Origin of the sequence: Moheibacter stercoris, assembly GCF_040545805.1 — a bacterium.
GTDB classification, from domain to species: Bacteria; Bacteroidota; Bacteroidia; order Flavobacteriales; family Weeksellaceae; genus Moheibacter; species Moheibacter stercoris.
On record NZ_JBEPMO010000002.1, the window covers coordinates 73,156 to 93,022 of the forward strand.

Annotated in this window: 17 protein-coding genes; 7 read left to right on the top strand and 10 right to left on the bottom strand. The window is 36.5% G+C overall.

The features are described 5' to 3' along the window. Positions 1-63: 63 nt before the first annotated feature. Positions 64-1,839, bottom strand: a complete 1,776-nt coding sequence (gene sppA / locus ABID46_RS02235; protein WP_354506583.1) for a signal peptide peptidase SppA — start codon at positions 1,837-1,839, stop codon at positions 64-66. 29 nt (positions 1,840-1,868) lie between these two features. Between sppA and folK the strand changes: the two genes are divergently transcribed. Beyond that, complete coding sequence (gene folK, locus ABID46_RS02240) at positions 1,869-2,285, top strand: 2-amino-4-hydroxy-6-hydroxymethyldihydropteridine diphosphokinase (protein WP_354506586.1); 417 nt, start codon at positions 1,869-1,871, stop codon at positions 2,283-2,285. Positions 2,286-2,424: 139 nt separating this feature from the next. Beyond that, positions 2,425-3,807 carry an OmpA family protein gene (locus ABID46_RS02245; protein WP_354506589.1) on the top strand — a complete coding sequence of 461 codons (1,383 nt, stop codon included), beginning with the start codon at positions 2,425-2,427 and terminating at the stop codon, positions 3,805-3,807. A gap of 273 nt (positions 3,808-4,080) precedes the next feature. Here the strand turns inward: ABID46_RS02245 and mscL are convergent, their stop codons facing one another. The 5 genes from mscL to ABID46_RS02270 form a co-directional block, all read right to left on the bottom strand. After that, positions 4,081-4,452, bottom strand: coding sequence for a large conductance mechanosensitive channel protein MscL (mscL, locus tag ABID46_RS02250; protein WP_354506592.1), 372 nt, complete (start codon positions 4,450-4,452; stop codon positions 4,081-4,083). A 35-nt stretch (positions 4,453-4,487) separates the two neighbouring features. Then, entirely contained in the window at positions 4,488-5,009 is a 522-nt protein-coding gene (locus tag ABID46_RS02255) for a DUF192 domain-containing protein (protein ID WP_354506595.1), read from the bottom strand. A gap of 5 nt (positions 5,010-5,014) precedes the next feature. Beyond that, positions 5,015-5,917, bottom strand: coding sequence for a prolipoprotein diacylglyceryl transferase (gene lgt, locus ABID46_RS02260; RefSeq protein WP_354506598.1), 903 nt, complete (start codon positions 5,915-5,917; stop codon positions 5,015-5,017). Beyond that, positions 5,914-6,159 carry a membrane protein insertion efficiency factor YidD gene (yidD, locus tag ABID46_RS02265; RefSeq protein WP_354506601.1) on the bottom strand — a complete coding sequence of 82 codons (246 nt, stop codon included), beginning with the start codon at positions 6,157-6,159 and terminating at the stop codon, positions 5,914-5,916. Before yidD ends, lgt begins: the two co-directional genes overlap by 4 nt. Positions 6,160-6,342: 183 nt before the next feature. Then, on the bottom strand, positions 6,343-6,870 hold the full coding sequence (locus ABID46_RS02270) for an RNA methyltransferase (protein WP_354506604.1): 528 nt from the start codon (positions 6,868-6,870) through the stop codon (positions 6,343-6,345). A 166-nt stretch (positions 6,871-7,036) separates the two neighbouring features. Between ABID46_RS02270 and mutS the strand changes: the two genes are divergently transcribed. The 3 genes from mutS to ABID46_RS02285 all read left to right on the top strand — a co-directional run bounded on the left by mutS (position 7,037) and on the right by ABID46_RS02285 (position 12,077). Continuing rightward, on the top strand, positions 7,037-9,589 hold the full coding sequence (gene mutS, locus ABID46_RS02275; protein WP_354507043.1) for a DNA mismatch repair protein MutS: 2,553 nt from the start codon (positions 7,037-7,039) through the stop codon (positions 9,587-9,589). Positions 9,590-9,643: 54 nt separating this feature from the next. Beyond that, a complete protein-coding gene (locus ABID46_RS02280) occupies positions 9,644-10,450 on the top strand; it encodes a M48 family metallopeptidase (RefSeq protein ID WP_354506607.1) in 807 nt (268 codons plus the stop codon). Positions 10,451-10,652: 202 nt separating this feature from the next. Beyond that, entirely contained in the window at positions 10,653-12,077 is a 1,425-nt protein-coding gene (locus ABID46_RS02285; RefSeq protein ID WP_354506610.1) for an MATE family efflux transporter, read from the top strand. 591 nt (positions 12,078-12,668) lie between these two features. Here the strand turns inward: ABID46_RS02285 and ABID46_RS02290 are convergent. The 4 genes from ABID46_RS02290 to ABID46_RS02305 all read right to left on the bottom strand — a co-directional run bounded on the left by ABID46_RS02290 (position 12,669) and on the right by ABID46_RS02305 (position 16,754). Beyond that, positions 12,669-13,139: a pyrophosphohydrolase domain-containing protein gene (locus tag ABID46_RS02290; protein ID WP_354506613.1), complete on the bottom strand. Its 471-nt coding sequence runs from the start codon at positions 13,137-13,139 to the stop codon at positions 12,669-12,671. A 252-nt stretch (positions 13,140-13,391) separates the two neighbouring features. After that, positions 13,392-14,585, bottom strand: coding sequence for an ADP-forming succinate--CoA ligase subunit beta (gene sucC / locus ABID46_RS02295; RefSeq protein WP_354506616.1), 1,194 nt, complete (start codon positions 14,583-14,585; stop codon positions 13,392-13,394). Positions 14,586-14,675: 90 nt separating this feature from the next. Beyond that, on the bottom strand, positions 14,676-15,356 hold the full coding sequence (locus ABID46_RS02300; protein ID WP_435529318.1) for a response regulator transcription factor: 681 nt from the start codon (positions 15,354-15,356) through the stop codon (positions 14,676-14,678). An 18-nt stretch (positions 15,357-15,374) separates the two neighbouring features. Next, on the bottom strand, positions 15,375-16,754 hold the full coding sequence (locus tag ABID46_RS02305) for a sensor histidine kinase (protein WP_354506622.1): 1,380 nt from the start codon (positions 16,752-16,754) through the stop codon (positions 15,375-15,377). A gap of 127 nt (positions 16,755-16,881) precedes the next feature. Between ABID46_RS02305 and ABID46_RS02310 the strand changes: the two genes are divergently transcribed. Next, positions 16,882-17,271 (top strand): hypothetical protein, encoded by a 390-nt coding sequence (locus ABID46_RS02310; protein WP_354506625.1) that lies wholly within the window; start codon positions 16,882-16,884, stop codon positions 17,269-17,271. Between the two features lie 69 nt (positions 17,272-17,340). Continuing rightward, on the top strand, positions 17,341-19,827 hold the full coding sequence (locus ABID46_RS02315) for a DUF5916 domain-containing protein (RefSeq protein ID WP_354506628.1): 2,487 nt from the start codon (positions 17,341-17,343) through the stop codon (positions 19,825-19,827). Positions 19,828-19,867: the final 40 nt, after the last annotated feature.

The window sequence follows — 19,867 nt, forward strand, 5'->3', positions numbered from 1 at the left end:
GTGAATCATCACTCCTTTTTTATTATATAAAATCTATCTTATCAATTTAATCTAAACCATTTCTTAAAGAAATTTAATATCGTAAGGCATTCTCAATTGAATTCCTTTGGTTTCTTTCATGGCTTTTAAATCTTGGTAAATCGAATAGTTTTCCGCACCAATTTCTTCTTTGATAATTGCTTCAGCTTTTACCCCTTGGAATTGCTCCATAAATTCTTCAAATCCCCCTTTTCTATACGGATGACTCGTTACCGCGTATTTGTCTAATTCAGCACGTTTCGCTGCTGCCAAAATAGCGTCCTCCAAAGTTCCGATTTGATCAACCAATCCAATTTTCTTTGCTTGATTACCAGTCCATACTCTACCTCCACCCACTGCATCTACTTCTTCAAAACTCATCTTGCGTGCATTGGCAACATGGTTTACGAATTGTTTGTAAACAGACTCGGTCATTTCTGTCATCACTTCCATTTGCGTATTGGACATCGGTGTGAATATTGTTCTAAGAAACTCAGAATTCTCATTGGTTTTCACATAATCGGTGGTAAGCCCAACATTGTTGATTAGCTTTTTAACACTAGGAATCATACCCAAAACTCCAATTGATCCCGTGATGGTATTAGGGCTTGTATAAATTTCGTCAGCCTCCATTGCAATATAATATCCGCCTGAAGCAGCAACATCTCCAAAAGAAACAATAATTGGTTTTAATTTGCGTAATTGTCTTAGTTCATATAAAATTTCTTCCGAAGCATCAGCACTTCCACCAGGAGAATTCACACGCAAAACAACTGCCTTTACTTTGTCATTTTCTTGAAGATCTCGAATTGTTTTTTTGTATACTTCTGACTGAATTCCAGAAAAACTTTCACCTGGCATGATGGTTCCTGAAGCATATACAACCGCAATTTGATCTCTTCCTGTTTGAGGTTTTATTTGGTTGGCATATTTTTCCAAGCTGATGGAGTATTTTTTCAATTCATCATAAAAAGATTTCTTCTCATTTATTTCCAAACCTAATTTATCGGCAATCATTTGATCATATTCCCCTTCATGAACAATCTTATCGACAAATTTGTTAGCCAAAGCTTTTTGAGGATTAAAACTATGCAAACTATCTACCGATATTTTAAAAGCTTCAGGTGAAATTTTTCTTGATTGCGCAATATCACTAGCCAAATTATTCCATATTTCATTTAACAATTCCGTTAATTGCTCTCTATTTTCGGGAGATAAATCTTCTCTCATATAGGGTTCAACTGCCGATTTATAAGCCCCATGACGAATCACTTGAAAATCGATACCATATTTTTCACCCAGGTTTTTGTAAAACATAACTTCAGCACTTAATCCCTGAACCAACACCATGCCCAAAGGATTTTGGAAAATTGAATCCGCTACGGAATTAATGGCATATCCACCTTGATCCGAATTATGAGAGTAAGCGTAGATGAATTTTCCAGATTTTTTAAAATCGAGTAAAGCATTTCGAACATCAGACAATTGGGAAAATCCTCCCATAAAACTATTGACCTTTAAACTAATCCCTTTGATTTTATCATCTTCTTTTGCAGCTTGAATGGACTGAATGATATCTCTGAAATAAACTTCTGAACCTGGCGCAGGCCCAAAAAGAGAGGATTCATTCTCCATCGTACTTTCTTTTATGGGACTATTAAAGGTAATTTCTAAAACAGACCCATTCTTCGGTCCATTATCTTGAAATAAACCTTCAGCCAAAGAAAACATTGCGAACGCACCAAGAACTAAACCAATAAAAATAAAAGTCAATAAATTGCCTAAAATGACGGCCAAAACATTTCCAAAAAACTTTTTCATTTACACTGTGAATTATATTACTTTGCAATATGTCGATCAATGAAGTCATTTTGTTACTAGGTACCAACCTAAATAATAAAAAAAAGAATTTAGAAGATGCAAAAATGCAGATTGAACTGCAGATTGGAGCACAAATCAAAGAATCTGAAATCACGGAAACTGAACCCGTTGATTTTGATTCAGATAATTTATTTTTAAATCAATTATTGACTGTTAAAACCTCCCTTTCGCCAATACAATTATTGGATAAAATCAAAGTCATTGAAAAACAAATGGGTAGAAAATATCTCCCCACAGATCAAAATTACCAGGATCGAATCATTGACATTGACATAATTTTCTATAATGATTTGACGTACAAATCTTCTAGACTTAAAATTCCTCATGAACAAATAAAAACAAGAGATTTTATAAAAAAGATGTTGAATTACTATTTAATCCCATAATTTTATTAAATTTGCCCAAATATTTATAATTGTTAAAAGTAATAACCTACCCAAACAATAATCTATGAGAAAAATATGCTTACTCTCTTTAGCGTTCCTGTCTTTCAATGTGGCTTTTTCACAAGAGACTGAGAACCAGATGACAACGAAACCTAATACGACAAAATTCACAAACGACGTTAAACAATTTAACGATTGGCACATTGCTTTGTTTGCCGGTACCAATGCTCTTCAAAACACAGATCTTGTAACTTGGGGAGATGGTAAATTTTTACCTGGATATGACGTTCAATTTCATGTAACAAAAGAAGTTACCCATGCATTTGGGATTTCCTTAATGGGACAATACGGAAACACGCGTCAATATGGTGAAGGCACACAAGTCAATTACACCAATGCTTGGGATGCCAAAACAGAATACTACGGTATCAGTTTATTGGGAGATTTAAATTTGAGCAATCTTTTTAGAAGAATCGACAATGATTCTCCTTACAGATGGGCATTACATGCATACGCAGGTGCGGGTTTATTAGCCTATAAAAACGAAAGAAAGGCTAGATACGTTTATCACAACAATCCTACTTCTTATAATGAGTGGAATACTGTTAGTGATATTTCATTGAATGACAAATCTTTCTACGCACAAGCTGGTTTAGGTTTACGTTACAAAATGAGCCAAAGATTTGACTTAGAATTACGTAGTATGTATGTAATGACTGGGGATGAGGAATTTGATGGTTCAGGTGATCCAAAACCAGGAGTATGGACATTGGCTGACATTGAAGAAGGTCGTGATGACAACATGATTACTTTATCATTGGGTGTTCATTACAAAATTGGTCGTCACAAAGAATCTTTGCAATGGCATGATCCTTTGACCTCTATTTCTTCTACGCCTGTTTCTGAAAACATTCCTTGTGCAGATGATGACAATGATGGTGTTTGTAACTTATATGACAAATGTCCAGGAACTCCTGAAGGAATCCGTGTAGACGGAGCAGGTTGTCCATTGGATACTGATAATGATGGTGTTTATGATTCAGTTGATGAATGTCCTACTATTCCTGGTCCTCCAACAAATAACGGATGTCCTACTCCAATCGTGGAAGTTAGTATCGGATCTATCGCTGATAATTTAACAGGGGTTATTCAAGGAATTGAATTTGACTATGACAAAGCAACCATCAGAGAGGTATCTTACCCTAAATTAGATGCTGCCTTTAACATCTTACAAGCTCATCCTACCTACAAATTCTATGTAGAAGGTCATACAGATGCTGCTGGTTCTGTTCAATACAACCAAGGTCTTTCTGAAAGAAGAGCAGCTGCTGTTGTACGTTACTTAGTAAACAAAGGAATTTCTGCTGATCAGTTAATTGCTGTTGGAAAAGGGGAATCAGACTTGAAACATAAAGAATGTGATCCTCACACCAACTGTCCAGCTTGGAAAAACTTGGAAAATCGTCGTGTTGTTTTCAAACCTTACGGTGACCCAATCCAAGGAGTAGAATATTCTGAATAATTATTCCAAACATAAAACAAAAAAGAGGCGCCAATTGTGCCTCTTTTTTATTTTAAGCAAGTTTTTATTCTACTAGTTTAGTTATGATTGAAGAAGGATTGTTATGAAAACAGTGATCTTACTGAAACCCTTGCAATCGTTGAGATTTTGAACCATAGATAGGGTTCAATTTGCACTTTACTTGGAAAGATTCAATTCGAAATTTCTAAGAATAAAACACAAAAAAAAAGCCGGAGTAAATCCGGCTTTTCAATTGTATGAATTATTTAAAAATTATTTATTTTTTAATAAGTCGCGAATTTCAGTCAATAATACTTCTTCGTTTGAAGGACCTGCTGGCGCTTCTTCTGGTTTTTTATTGATTTTATTTGCTCCTTTTATCAACCAAAATAATACCATTGCAATACATAGGAAACTTATCACAGCCGATAAAAAGTTTCCGTATGCAACACCGTTCCATGATAATTTCGCAATATCTTCTGCTCCCGCAGCTTTCAATGCTGGATTCAATAACAAAGGCGTAATCACATCATCTACTAATGAAGATACAATTTTACCAAATGCAGCACCGATGATGACACCGACTGCTAAGTCAATTACATTGCCCTTAAAAGCAAATTCTTTGAATTCTTTGATCATTCCCATATTAAAATAAATTAAGTTAGTTTAAATATACAAAATTAGTTTCTTGTCCAACGGATTTTGGTCTCTCCTTCAACCATTCCCAGCTTTTCCGATAAACCACCGTTGATCTCAACTACAAATTTCGAATTTTCTTTCGCTGCCGCTACTGTTCCTCCGGGGCTCATTTCTGAATCTGCTCCAGGTTGAGCATTTCGAGCAATGTTGATCAAAGTTGAATCGGCCGAAAAATACATGATGTCTAATGGAATTCGTGTGTTTTTCATATAAAAGGTATGTTTGCGAACTTCATCGTCTCCAAAAATGAATAACATACCATTGCCATCTTCCATTGAAGAACGATCCATTAATCCTCTTGCACGTTCATTGTTTGTTTCTGCAATTTCAATGTTTATTTTATGAAAAGCCTCGCCATTTGCATTGATGAATTCCAATTCTCCTTCTTTGGTAAAAGGAATTTCAACTACATCAACTGTTCCTACTGATTCTACTTTCTGCGTGTCATTTCCACATGAAATAACAAACAATCCCAAGCATAAACTAATTCCAATTTTTTTCATAGATTTTAATCTTGATATGTTCTATTTTTTGAAGTCATCATCACATAAATTCCCAATAAGATGAAAGGAATACTGAGAATTTGACCATTGTTTAATCCTATATTTAAGCTTTGCGCTACAAATTCATCTCCTTGATTTTCTTTGAAGAATTCCACAAAGAAACGAACTGACCATAACAAGGTGAAGAACAATCCAAATAGGTATCCTTGTTGGTATTTTCTATTGGTTTTCTTATAGATTCTCCACAAAATGAAAAAGATAATCACATAGCAAATTGCTTCATACAATTGCGATGGATGACGCGCAACATCGGCATCTCCATACTCGGAAATCAATCGTTCAAATTTCACTGCCCATGGCAAATTGGATTCAGTACCAACAATTTCGGAGTTGATGAAATTCCCCACACGAATTGCTGCTCCTCCCAATGGCACCGTTAAGGCAACACGATCTAACAACCAAAATAGATTTTTCTTTAAATATTTACGATTAAAGAGAAAGGCAGACAATAAAAACCCTAATGCCGCACCATGACTCGCCAATCCTCTAAATCCAGAAAATTCATATCCTTGTAATAGACCAAATATGGCAGATGAATTTGGATTGGGGTGAACAGGTAAAAAGATTTGAATAAGAGCATCAGATATAGGCATATTCTGATAATGGTCTATGTTGTAAAACAATTCTCCCAATCTTGCTCCAACAATTACCCCGATAAAAGCGTATAGAAACAATGGATCCAAAATCTTGACATCTTGTTTGTCTGTTTCCAAGATATTCTTCATGATATACCATCCCAAAACAAAGGCGATAATCCAACACACACTATAATAATGGATTTTTAAAAATCCGAAATCAAGCATTACCGGATCAGCATTCCACGTAATGGCTAAAAATAAATCTGTCATAATTTTTCTTTTTTAGGAACAGGATCATATCCGCTACCACCCCAAGGATGGCAACTTAAAATTCTTTTCGACCCCAAATATAAACCTTTTAACAATCCGTGTGTTTTTAAAGCCTCCAACATATAATGCGAACATGTTGGACTATATCGACAATTGCTTCCCATCCATGGCGAAATGGCCAATTGGTAAAAGCGCACTAGACCAACGAAAGGCAGAATTAGTATTTGTTGAATTCTTTGCATAAAAAGCAAATTTAAGAATTCTGTCACCATAAAATTCTTGCAAGAGAAATAATATTCAAATTATCTTCTCTCTGTCGTCATCATGGTTTCTAATGGAAGTCTTGAATCGAAATTTTTCAGCACCAAAAAACTGTTTAGTTAATCATTAAACGCTAGATGTGGTGTATCTTGAGAAATTGGATACTATTTAAACTTTCTAAAAAACTCCCACATCACAATTCCTGCACATACACTAACGTTAAGGGAATGTTTTGTGCCATCTTGTGGAATTTCCAAACAAGCATCACTCATATTGATTACTGATTGTTGTACTCCCTCAACTTCATTTCCAAGTACGATAGCTATTTTCTCGTTAGGTTGAACTTGAAATTCCATTAAATTCTGACTTCCATCAACCTGTTCAATGGACAAAATTTTAAATCCATTGTTTTTCAGTTGTGGAATTAATTCATGAATATCTTCTACATATTCCCAATCCACACTTTCGGTTGCGCCCAAAGCAGTTTTTCGAATTTCTTTGTTGGGAGGAGTTGCGGTAATCCCACAGAGGTAGATTTTTTCCATCAGAAATGCATCGGCTGTACGAAAAACGGAACCAATGTTATGGGCAGAGCGAATATTATCCATCAAAATCACCACTGGAATCTTTTCAGTTTCTTTAAATTCTTCTACAGAAATCCTTCCTAACTCTTCTAACTTTAATTTTTTCATAGCCAAACCGTTGCAGACCTAATTCTCTTTTTGTAAATTGTATGAAGTCCTTTTTCCATCGAAAAAAGTTGGCGCAAAGTTACGCAAAGAAATTCCTTACTTGAAAAGCTTTAAGTAAATTAGCAACCTTAAAAATTTAGCCGTGTCCAAAAAAGAAACTCCCTTAATGCAGCAATACAACAGCATCAAAGCAAAATATCCAGATGCTTTATTGTTATTTCGTGTGGGTGATTTTTATGAAACCTTTGGAGAAGACGCTATCCGTTGTTCCAAAATTTTGGACATTGTTCTAACCAAAAGAGCAAACGGTTCTGCCTCTCATATTGAACTGGCTGGTTTTCCACATCATTCTTTGGAAACCTACTTGCCGAAATTGGTTCGTGCAGGTTTACGAGTCGCGATTTGTGATCAATTGGAAGATCCTAAGATGACCAAAACTATCGTCAAACGCGGTGTTACGGAATTGGTCACGCCTGGGGTTGCACTGAATGACGAAGTTCTTTCAGCCAAAACCAATAATTTCTTGATGGCTGTCCATATGGAAGTAGATCGATATGGTGTGGCATTATTGGACATTTCGACAGGTGAATTTTTGGTTTCAGAAGGTTCAAAAGATCATTTTCATAAATTGATTCAAAGCTTTCGACCAAGTGAAATTATCTATCAGAAACGAAAGAAAATTGAATTTCCTGAAGTTAAAAGTACCTTTCAAATTGAAGATTGGGCTTTTCAATTGGATTATGCGATTGATAAATTAACCCATCATTTCAAGGTCAAATCGCTGAAAGGATTTGGAATTGAAAATTTGACATTGGGAACGATTGCCGCAGGAGCAATTTTTTCTTATTTGGACGAAACTCATCATTTCGACATCCAACATATCACCCAAATTCAACGATTGGACGCCAATAGTTTTGTTTGGATGGATCCCTTTACCATTCGAAATTTAGAATTGATTTATTCGCCTCACGAAAATGCCAAAACATTATTGTCCATCATGGATCATACACAATCTGCTATGGGTGCAAGATTGTTGAATAGATGGATGGTAATGGTGCTGAAAGACGCTGATAGGATCAAAGCAAGGCAAGAAGTGGTTGAGTTCTTTTTGAAAGAAGATGAACATCGTTTTTCAGTACGTGAAAAAATTGAATCACTATCGGATTTGGAACGAATGGCTGCCAAAATTTCGACGGGTAGAATTACTCCGAAACAACTTCGTTATTTGGCACAAAGTCTTCAAGTCATTACAGAAATCAAAGAAGAATTTAGTGGTGAAAAAAGAATTCAACATTTGATCAACGAAATCAAAGATTGGTCAAAGGTTGCGTGTAAAGTTCTTCAAGCATTAACCGAAGATCCACCTCATCAATTGGTCAAGGGAAATGTTATTGCTTCGGGGATTTCAGAAGAATTGGATCATTTAAGAGGTCTACAAAACACGGGAAAGGATTATTTAGAAGAGCTTCGAATCCGTGAATCAGAGCGTTCAGGCATCCCAAGTGTCAAAGTTTCGTTCAATAATGTATTCGGATATTACATTGAAGTTCGAAATACGCATAAGGACAAAGTCCCTGCGGATTGGATCAGAAAACAGACCTTGGTCAATGCAGAACGTTATATTACAGAAGAATTAAAGGAATACGAAAATCAAATTTTAGGAGCAGAAGAAAAAATTCTTTCTCTTGAAACCCAATTGTTCAATACATTGATTCAGGAATTGGTGGATGAACTACCCGAAATTCAAAATTCGGCTCGTGCTATTGCACAACTTGACGTTTTGTCTTCCTTTGCCGAATTGGCTCAGACGAATCATTACGTTAAACCTGAAATTTCGGAAGGAAATGATTTGATCATTGAAGATGGTCGTCATCCTGTAATTGAAAAGCAATTGAAACCTGGAGAATCCTACATTGCCAATAGCGTTTCACTTGTACCCAACGACCAACAAATCATCATGATTACAGGTCCAAATATGTCGGGAAAATCAGCATTGTTACGTCAAACAGCCTTGATTGTATTGATGGCGCAAATGGGAAGTTTCGTTCCTGCTAAAAATGCTCAAGTTGGGATTGTAGACAAAATCTTTACACGTGTTGGAGCATCTGATAATATTTCGTCGGGCGAATCAACCTTTATGGTGGAGATGAATGAAACCTCTAGTATTCTCAATAATTTGTCTGAAAAAAGTTTAATTCTTTTGGATGAAATTGGAAGAGGAACGAGCACCTATGATGGAATTTCTATTGCATGGGCGATTTCTGAATTCATCCATGAACATAAATTTCGACCAAAAACCTTATTTGCCACGCATTATCACGAATTAAATGAAATGACCAAATCATTTCCTCGCATCAAAAATTTCAATGTGAGTGTCAAAGAAGCAAAGGATACGATTCTTTTTATGCGTAAATTAGTACCAGGTGGAAGTGAACATAGTTTTGGAATTCACGTAGCGAAAATGGCTGGAATGCCTGCATGGGTTTTGAAAAGAGCCAATGAAGTTTTAAAAACCTTGGAGAAATCTCCTACGCAAAAAAACATGAGTGATCAAGCGCAAAAAACTACTGAAGAAAATTTGCAATTGAGTTTTTTCCAATTAGATGACCCTATTTTGGAATCGATACGTGAAGAATTATTGGGAATTGACATCAATACCTTGACTCCTGTTGAAGCACTTATGAAACTAAACGAAATCAAAAGAAAGTTAGGTCGATAATTGAATTGGAACAAACTTTGTAAAACAAAAAATAGAACCTTCAAAAAAATACATATGAAAAAATTAGCTTTGATGATAGGAGCCATTTTGGTGATTACATCTTGCGCTACCAACCCGTTAACTGGTAGACAATCTTTATCATTGGTTTCCAATGCACAATTATTCCCTCAAGCATTTGCACAATATGACCAAGTATTAGGAGAAAGCGAGGTTGATAAAACATCAAAAGATGCCAAGATGGTCAATGAAGTTGGACAACGAATAAAATTTGCGGCAGAAAAATTCTATGCACAAATCGGTCAAGGAAGTTCTTTGCAAGGTTATGAATGGGAGTTTAGCTTGATCAAAAATGATGCATTAAACGCTTGGTGTATGCCAGGTGGAAAAGTTGCGTTTTACACAGGAATTTTACCTGTTTGTAAAAATGAAGATGGTGTTGCGGTTGTCATGGGTCACGAAGTAGCACATGCTTTGGCGGGTCATAGTGCAGAACAAGTATCAAACGGAATGTTAGCGCAAGGAATAATGTTGGGCGGAAATGTTGCGATCTCAAATGAACAATGGAAAAATGTTTTCAATCAGTTATATCCGGTAGGTGCACAATTGGGAATGTTGAAATATGGCCGAAGCATGGAATTGGATTCCGATGAAGCAGGATTGTATTTGATGGCTATGGCTGGATATAATCCTCAAGAAGCAGTAGCTTTCTGGGAAAGAATGCAAAATGCTTCTGCTGGGAAACAATCTCCACCAGAATTTTTGAGTACGCACCCTAATCCTGGAAACAGAATTGCGCAGATTCAAAAAATCATGCCAAAAGCAATGGAATATTACAATGCTAGTCCTTACAAAGGGAAATAAATAGTAAAATAAGAGATTACAATAAGATAAAAATAAGGCGGTCATAGGATCGCCTTATTTTTTTTGATCGTAACATACTTAATATTTTTTTTACCTTTGCTGTCAAATTCATCAAAACCATGTACATCATAGCTTTTGGATTCTTTGCGTAAGAATCATTCTTGAGAAATAAACTTCCATTTCAATCAAAAGCTATTGTATTATGTCATCTATAAAATCACAACATAAATTATCTTATTATTTTAAAATCGTTTGGCAAGCCTTAAAAGGAGAGGCCAACTATGATTACACATCTGGAAATTTAAAAAAAGCTGTACTTCTACTTGCCATTCCTATGATGTTGGAAATGGTTTTGGAATCTGTCTTTGCGTTGGTGGATTTGTATTTTGTCGGTCATTTGGAAAACAGCAGTTTTGCAGTTCAAACCGTAGGATTAACCGAATCCGTTTTAACCATTGTTTATTCGATTTCCATAGGATTGAGCATGGCAGCTACAGCTATTGTAGCTCGTAGGATTGGAGAAAAAAATCCAGAAGCAGCAGCCAGAGCAGGCGCGCAAACCTTATTGATCTCTCTAGGAATCAATCTGATTATCACAATATTTGGCGTTATCTATGCCAAGGAAATTCTTCTTTTGATGGGGTCTTCGGAGGTATCTGCCGAATATGGAAAAACCTTTGTACAAATCATGATGGGTGGAAGTTTTAGCATCGTTTTGTTGTTTCTCATCAACGGGATTTTCAGGGGAATTGGGGATGCTGCCATCGCGATGAAAAGTTTGTGGCTTGCCAATGGCGTGAACATTATCCTCGCTCCTATTTTGATTTCAGGAATTGGAAATTTTGACGGATGGGGTTTAACCGGCGCAGCTATTGCTACGACCATTGGTCGATCAACGGGAGTTGCCTATCAGTTATGGCATTTATTCTCACCCAAAAGTAAATTGCAAATGAACTTTGGACATTTCGTTCCGAATTTCAACCAAATAAAAGCTGTTTTAAAAGTAGCTTCTCCTGGCGTGATGCAGTTTGTCATCGCCTCTTGTAGTTGGATTTTCTTAGCGAGATTGGTAGCTGAATCGGGTGGCGACGAAGCATCTGCTGGATACCAAACAGCGCTTCGTGTCATGATGTTCTTTATGCTACCCGCATGGGGATTTAGCAATGCCGCAGCCACTCTTGTGGGGCAAAATTTGGGAGCTAAACAAGTTGAAAGAGCCACACAATCTGTTTATACAACAGCCAAATACAATGTAATGTACATGGCGATTGTAATGATTATATCCTATGTATTTGCAGCTGACATCATGCAGTTTTTCACCAACGATCAAGAGGTTGTAAAAATCGCGACTCGTGCTTTATACATTTTGAGCGCTGGTTATATTTTCTATGGTGTGGGAATGGTGATGGTTAGTGCATTTAATGGTGCGGGCGATACATGGACGCCAACTTGGATTAACTTCTTTGGATTCTGGTTGTTTCAAATTCCATTTGCATACTTCTTGGCCAATACAATGAATCTAAAGGAAACAGGAGTATTTATTGCAATTCCTGTGGCAGAAACACTGATTTCAATCGCCGGTTTGATTCTTTTCAAAATGGGAAGATGGAAGAAGGTGAAGGTCTAGTTTTCTTTTTTTCTAATTAGAATATTTTTATTTACTATTTAGCCCTAACAGGGTTTGAAACCCTGTTAGGGCTTTCTACAAGTGTGGGAAAAATCGGGCAGGGAGGAAAGTAGATATCCTTTTTGGCTTCGACTCCGCTCAGCCACCATTTATTTACCGAAACTGCGTTTCTCCTCTTAATATCAAATGCTCAGCCTTCATAAATTTGCCGAAACTGCGTTTCTCCTCTTAATATCAAATGCTCAGCCACCATTTATTTACCGAAACTGCATTTCTTCTCTTACTATCAAATGCTCAGCCACCATTTATTTACCGAAACTGCGTTTCTCCTCTTACTATCAAATGCTCAGCCACCATTTATTTACCGAAACTGCATTTCTCCTCTTACTATCAAATGCTCAGCCACCATTTATTTACCGAAACTGCGTTTCTCCTCTTATTATCAAATGCTCAGCCACCATTTATTTACCGAAACTGCATTTCTCCTCTAGTTTGAATTTTCAGTCAATCCATTTAAGCCAAAAAGATAGGAACGGATAGCCCGGTCTCGTCTCGTCTTAAAACGAGACGAGAGCCCGCCCAATACATAGTTTATCTTTCTATAATCGTTTTTAAGTCAGCTGGCGAATAGTTTACAGACTTCAAGGTTTTGTCATCGTCTTTGCGATAGACCAAATAAAGTCCATCCTTTTCTTTGTAATAGCTCTGGGTTCCATCTTTTTCTAAATAATGTTGCATAGTAGCAGCAGCTTCTTCGACAGTTTTGCAGGCTTTGGACATATTGGAACGTTGGACTTCGTCAAATAATTCGGAGAATTTATTTTGCAATCCGAATTCAAGAATAGCTCCCGCCAAAACATACTGAATGTCACAAAGTGCGTCGGCAACCTCTACGATGTCTTTGTTGTCAATGGCTTCTTGAAGTTCGTTTAATTCTTCTTGAATCAAGGAAACACGCAATTTGCATCTTGCTTCGGATGGGATTTGTGGAGTCTCTAAAATGGGATGTTGGAAGGTTTTGTGGAATTCGGCTACGGATGTTAATGATTTTGGGTCTTGCATTTTTGATGTTTTATGTAGGATTGTATTCGGTATAAATGTAGGAATTTTTAGGTATTGGAATTGGTTGTTATGCAAAGTTTCGTGAAGATTACGCAAAGGGGCGCGAAGTGAAGAATTATTTTTTAAACACAAAGCGTCATAAAGAAGAAATAAAGGTTCACTAAGTTATTTCAACGAAAAAAGGAACCCAAAATGGATTCCTTTTCTTTATGTTTTTATCTTGATACTTTGTACCTGATACTTGATACTAAATTAAGCTACCACTTCTTTTACGCGGTCTGCAGCTTCTTGTAATGTAATCGCTGACATTACTTTCAATCCTGAATCGTCAATCATTTGTTTTGCGATTTCAGCATTGGTTCCTTGTAAACGAACAATGATTGGAACTTTGATTGCATCACCCATGTTTTGGTAAGCATCTAAGATACCTTGAGCTACACGATCACAACGAACGATACCTCCGAAGATGTTCACCAAAATAGCTTTTACGTTTTCGTCTTTCAAAATGATACGGAATGCTTTTTCAACACGTTCCGCATCTGCAGTTCCTCCAACGTCCAAGAAGTTTGCTGGGTTACCACCAGACAATTTTATGATGTCCATGGTTGCCATTGCCAATCCGGCTCCGTTCACCATACAACCTACGTTACCGTCCAATTTTACGAAGTTTAATCCGGCTTCACCAGCTTCAACTTCTGTTGCATCTTCTTCACGTGTATCACGCAATGCGGCTAAGTCTGGGTGACGGAACAAAGAGTTTCCATCTAACGAAACTTTTGCATCAACTGCCATGATTTGGTTGTCTGAAGTTTTCAACACTGGGTTGATTTCAAACATAGAAGCATCGATTCCTACGAATGCTTTGTATAAAGCGTCAATGAATTTTACGAAATCTTTGAAAGCAGCTCCGCTCAACCCTAAGTTGAAAGCGATTTTACGCGCTTGGAAACCTTGTAAACCTACAGCTGGATCAATTTCTTCTGTAAAGATTTTGTCTGGGGTATGTTCTGCTACTTCTTCAATGTCCATCCCTCCTTCAGTCGAGTACATGATCATGTTTTTTCCTGTCGCACGGTTCAATAAAACCGATACATAGAATTCAGAAGTTTCTGTTTCACCTGGATAGTACACATCTTCTGCAACCAATACTTGGTGAACTTTTTTCCCTTCTGCTGAAGTTTGTGGAGTTACCAATTGCATTCCGATGATGTTCTGAGCGTTTTCTTTTAATTTGTCAAAATTTGGAGAAAACTTCACTCCTCCTCCTTTACCACGACCTCCTGCGTGAACTTGTGCTTTGACAACCCAACCTTCTTTTCCGGTCATTTCTGTCAATTTTTTAGCAGCTTCAACCGCTTCTTCAGGTGTAGTAGCGAGAATTCCTCTTTGGATTTTTACGCCGTATTTGTTTAAGATTTCTTTTCCTTGATATTCGTGAAGATTCATTTCTAAAAATTTTTACGTAGCCACAAAAGTAAGAAAATCGTTGGATTTTCACTAAAATAAAGCATTGATTTTCGTCAGAATAGGTTTTGCTTAGAAATTAATCCGAAAACCAACTCCACGAATGCTTTCAATTTGCAAATTGGGGTCTTGTGAAAGGTATTTTCTCAATCGACTGATGAAGACATCTAAACTTCTCCCCGAAAAGAAATCAGTTTCTTCCCATAACAATCCCAAAACGTCTTCTCGACGGATGATTTTGTCTTTGTTTTGAATGAGATAATGCAATAGTTGAGCTTCTTTTTCGGTCAAAATCTTTTCCGTTTTGGCCGATTTTAACGTTAAATTTTCAGGTTCAAATCTGAATTTACCAATCTGATAGGAATCTGCCTTTGGTGTTTCTACAACTTGATTTTTTCGTTTGAGAATGTTTTTAATTCGAAGAATTAATTCGTCTGCATCAAAAGGTTTGGTTACATAATCATCTGCACCCAATTGCAATCCGGTAATGATATCTTCCTTGAGCTTTTTGGCCGTTACAAACAAAAAAGGAAGACGCGGATAATGCGTTTGGAGTTTTTTCGCCAAAGTGAAACCATCTTCTTTGGGCATCATCACATCTAGGATCAAAATATCAAATTCCTCGGAAAGCAAAATTGCACGCGCTTCTTCGCCATTGTAAACTCGACTGACTTGAAATTGGTTCAATTCCAAATATTGCTTCAGCAAATTCCCTAAATCTAAATCATCTTCAACGATTAAAACTTTTGTCATCATGCAACCTTTTTTAACCTAAGAAATAGGAAGTTTCAATGTAAATATACTTCCTTTTCCGATTTGACTTTCAACCGAAATGCTTCCGTTTAAGCTTTCTATGATTTGCTTACTTAAATACAAGCCCAAGCCTAAACCTTTTACATCATGTAAATTTCCTTGGGATACGCGGTAGAATTTCTCAAATATTTTCTTCTTTTCAGCTGGAGAAATTCCTCGACCCAAATCATGAATTTCAATCCAATATTCGTTTTGACGCTCTTTTCCTTTGATCCAAATTTCAGAACCTTCAGGACTATATTTTTCTGCATTTTGCAAAATATTTTGCAAAACTCTCCCCAATTGATAGGAATCAGTTTGAAGAAATAATTCTTTGGGCTCCAATTCTAAACCGATATCATGCGTATTGGACTGATAATCCTTTACATGATCTTTTAAAAACTGAACAATTTCGATGTTTTCCCAATTCACTTTTGGATTGTCAACAGTGGTTTCCAAAATTCGATCAAAAATCTGTTGAATTCGGTTGTTCTGACGACTCATGGATTGAATCAGAGATTCCATCATTTCGGGATTTTGCAACAATTGTTCGTTTTGAAAGGATTTCACGATAAGATTCAAAGAAGTCAAGGGTGTTTTTAATTCGTGGGTAATATTGTTGGCGAAATCAGTTTTGATTTCAGCAATTTTACGTTGTTTGATCATGGCTCTATACATCCAGAAAAACAAGGCTACGACCGAAATAAGTAGAACGATCGCGGCGATTAAAATCCAAGCCATTCGCGACAACACTTCTCGTTTCCAATTGTTGATATCAAAATCAATGACATGGTCTATTTTGATGTTGTATTTCTCTCGCGTATGAGTCCTATAATCATCACTTATCCAATCGCTATTGTTCAAAAAAGATCCACCGCCTAAACGAAAAATTTCGGATGATTCTAATTCCTTCCCAATGTAAATCAATGACGCATTGGAAATGCTTATGATGGTATCGGAAATCGTATCGTTTCGAAAATATATCATGTTGAACTTACCTCGTATATTAATTTCATCTAGAATCGGATAATCCTTACGATGAAGATTCAAAAAGGCTTGCGTCAAATTTCTGATCGAATCTGTTTTCTTTTTTAACAAAGCATGAAATTCAGCCGACGTAATGCTATCCTTCAATTCTTGAATCTTCAAATCCTTGACGATATCCTGAAACGCAAGTTCCAACGTATCGATTTGAGGAGCATTGACCAAAATACTGACAGAATCCTTTACTTCTTTGACATATTCTTCTTTCTTAAGATTGTAAGTATTGCTAACCAAAAAGTATTGAATCGCAATTAAACCTGCCAGAATAGCGACACAAATTATGGTTAAATACCGAAGTTGATTGTTCTTTTTCACACAACAAAAATAGAAAACGAAATGAGAAAGCAACGTTCATTCAGCATCATTAACCCTTCATTAACTTAAGATTAACCGACATTCGATTTTCATTGATAGATATTTGCTCTATCAAATAATCAACAGTATGAAAGCAATTATTTTCCTTATTAGTTTATTTATTGGAATCTGTGTTATGGCACAAAACAATACGACTCATCAATCAACCAAAGTTTCGGTTTCGATTAGTGGAACAGATTCAGATTATAGTTATTTGGCCAAATTTGATGAAGAAAAAACCTCGACCATTCAGACTTTGGTTCAAAAGGAAATGGGAAAACCTCAAACCACAACTAGCACCAAAACCATTTGGGAAGGAAAAGGATATTACATCAGTTTGTCTTCTGGTCGAATTTTAATCGAAGGAGATAAAAAGAAACTAACGAAATCCTTTTTGACTCAATTGGAGAATTTAGGTGATAAAATTTCCAATGCACTCGAATCTCCAAAACCACCAAAAGTCCCTAAGACTCCATAAAAAAATTCCTTCTACCCAATCAACTGTAACAAGAGAAAAAATCAATCGTCTATTCAAAAACTTATTACGATGTCAACAATCCTTAATTTCATCTTAGTGCTCAGCTTATTTCTTATGGGAATTTTTGGTTACGCCCAAGATAGCATTTCGCGAAAAATGATTCAAGTTGAAAAAATAAATGAACGTCCAAAAATCGACGGATTTTTAGATGAATTTGTTTGGCAAAATGCTCCCATTGCCAAAAATTTTGTAGAAAGAACGCCAACCAATGGCAATCCAGAACCCGATTCCTTACGAACGGAAGTAAAAATCTTGTACGATGATTTGGGAATTTATTTGGGTGCGACCATGTTTGACTCAGAACCTGAAAAAATCTTGAAAGAATTGACCGAACGCGATGGAATTGGGAATTCTGATTTTATCTATTTTCTCATCAATGGATACAACGACCGTCAACAAAGTTTGCAATTTGCGATTACAGCAGGCGGAAACCAATACGACTCCAAAATTACCAATGAAAATGAAGACAGTTCTTGGAATGGGGTTTGGTATAGCGCAGTTCAAATTACCGATTTTGGGTGGGTAGCGGAAATCTTCATCCCTTATTCAGAACTTCGTTTTCCCGATAAAGAGCAACAAGTTTGGGGATTGAACATAGAACGTGAAGTGAGAAGAACGCGTAAGCGTTATGTTTGGAGTCCAGTAGACAACACCAAAGGTAGTTTTGCCTTTTATGACGGTGAAATTCATGGGATTTCCAGCATCGATCCTCCTACTCGACTTTCTTTTCAACCCTATGTTTCGAGCTATTTCACCCATTATGATGGCAAATCTGACATTACCGTAAATGGTGGTTTGGACTTGAAATATGGAATCAATGATGCATTTACTTTGGATATGATTTTGGTGCCCGATTTTGGTCAAACCAAATTTGACGAAGCAGTATTAAATCTATCAGCTTTTGAGGTTCAATATGTGGAACAGCGTCCATTTTTCACAGAAGGAACCGAAATGTTTTCCAAAGGAAATTTATTCTATTCGAGAAGAATTGGAGGTAGTCCATCCAGACAACCCTTACTTGGCGAAAATGAAGTGATTTCGGAATATCCAGCAAAAATTGATTTGCTGAACGCATTGAAAGTTTCCGGTCGAACAGATAAAAATTTAGGAATTGGAGTTTTTAACGCGATTACCGAAAAAACCTATGCCAAGGTTCAAAATGAACTAACGGGCGAAACGAGAAAAGAATTGATTGAACCTCTAGCCAATTACAATGTCTTTGTATTGGATCAACGATTTGGACAAAACAGTTCCATTTCTTTGGTGAACACCAATACCATGCGCGAAGGAAATTTTCGAGATGCGAATGCTACGGGAATCTATGCCAATATCACCAACAAATCCAATACTTGGAATTTTGCTGGAAACTTAGAAGGCGCTTGGGTCATGGAGGACAAAACCAAATTTGGAATGGAAGGAAATGTTGGGGTAGCGAAAATCAGTGGAGCCCATCGTTATCAAGCCAGTATGTTTTTTAGAACCAAAGATTACAACATCGATGATTTGGGGTATACAGGACCGACCAATTACATGAATTACTATTTGTATTATGGCTATCGTTTGTTGAAACCCAAAGGATTTCTGAATTCGATGTATTTGAACTTTAATTTGAATTACAATCGTAGAATTGAGCCTGATTTGCATTATAATTCCAACCTAAATTTTAACTCAAGTTTCAATACCAAGGAATTCTTTGGTTTTGGAGGCGGATTTGAAACAACTCTATTCAAATTCAATGAAATCTACGAACCAAGAACTTTTGGAAGACATTTAGTAGTTCCTATGTTTTATGATATCTGGGCTTGGATTTCGACCGATTACCGCAAAAAATTAGCCATTGATGCCACCATCGATTGGTACAAATACGACCAAAAAGGTAGAGGAAGATTGATTTTGGATTTCGCCCCTCGCTATCGATTCTCTGACCGCTTCAAAGTTTTCTATAGTTTCCATGCAACTTTATCGGACAAAGAAAATGGATTTGTAGGAAAATCGGGAGAGGATATTTTCATCGGAGTTCGTGATCGAAATACTTTGGAAAATTCCTTAGAAGCTCAGTATATTTTCAATGAAAAAATGGCGTTGAATTTGGCTTTTAGACATTATTTCACCGATGTAACTTATGAATCAATCAATACTTTGAATCAAGATGGAAGTTTAACATTGGCTGAAAATTACACAAACAATCACAATGCGACCTATAACAACTGGAATGTAGATCTACGATTCAATTGGTGGTTTGCACCTGGAAGTCAATTGTCCTTGTTGTACCGAAATTCGGTAGAGAGTTATGAAGAATTCTCCAAGCGAAGTTTCAATGATAATTTCAATTATATGTTTGACCAGCCACAATTGAATAGTTTCTCGATCAAAATTAGTTACTTTTTAGATTACAATCGCATGAAACATTGGTTCAAAAAGAATCCTTCTACAATGGATTCGGGTGAACGAATTTCCTATCATGACCTAAAGAATTACGGAACAAAAAGAATTTAATGGTTTATATTTTCTTAAAATGGGTTTATTTTGTCGAATA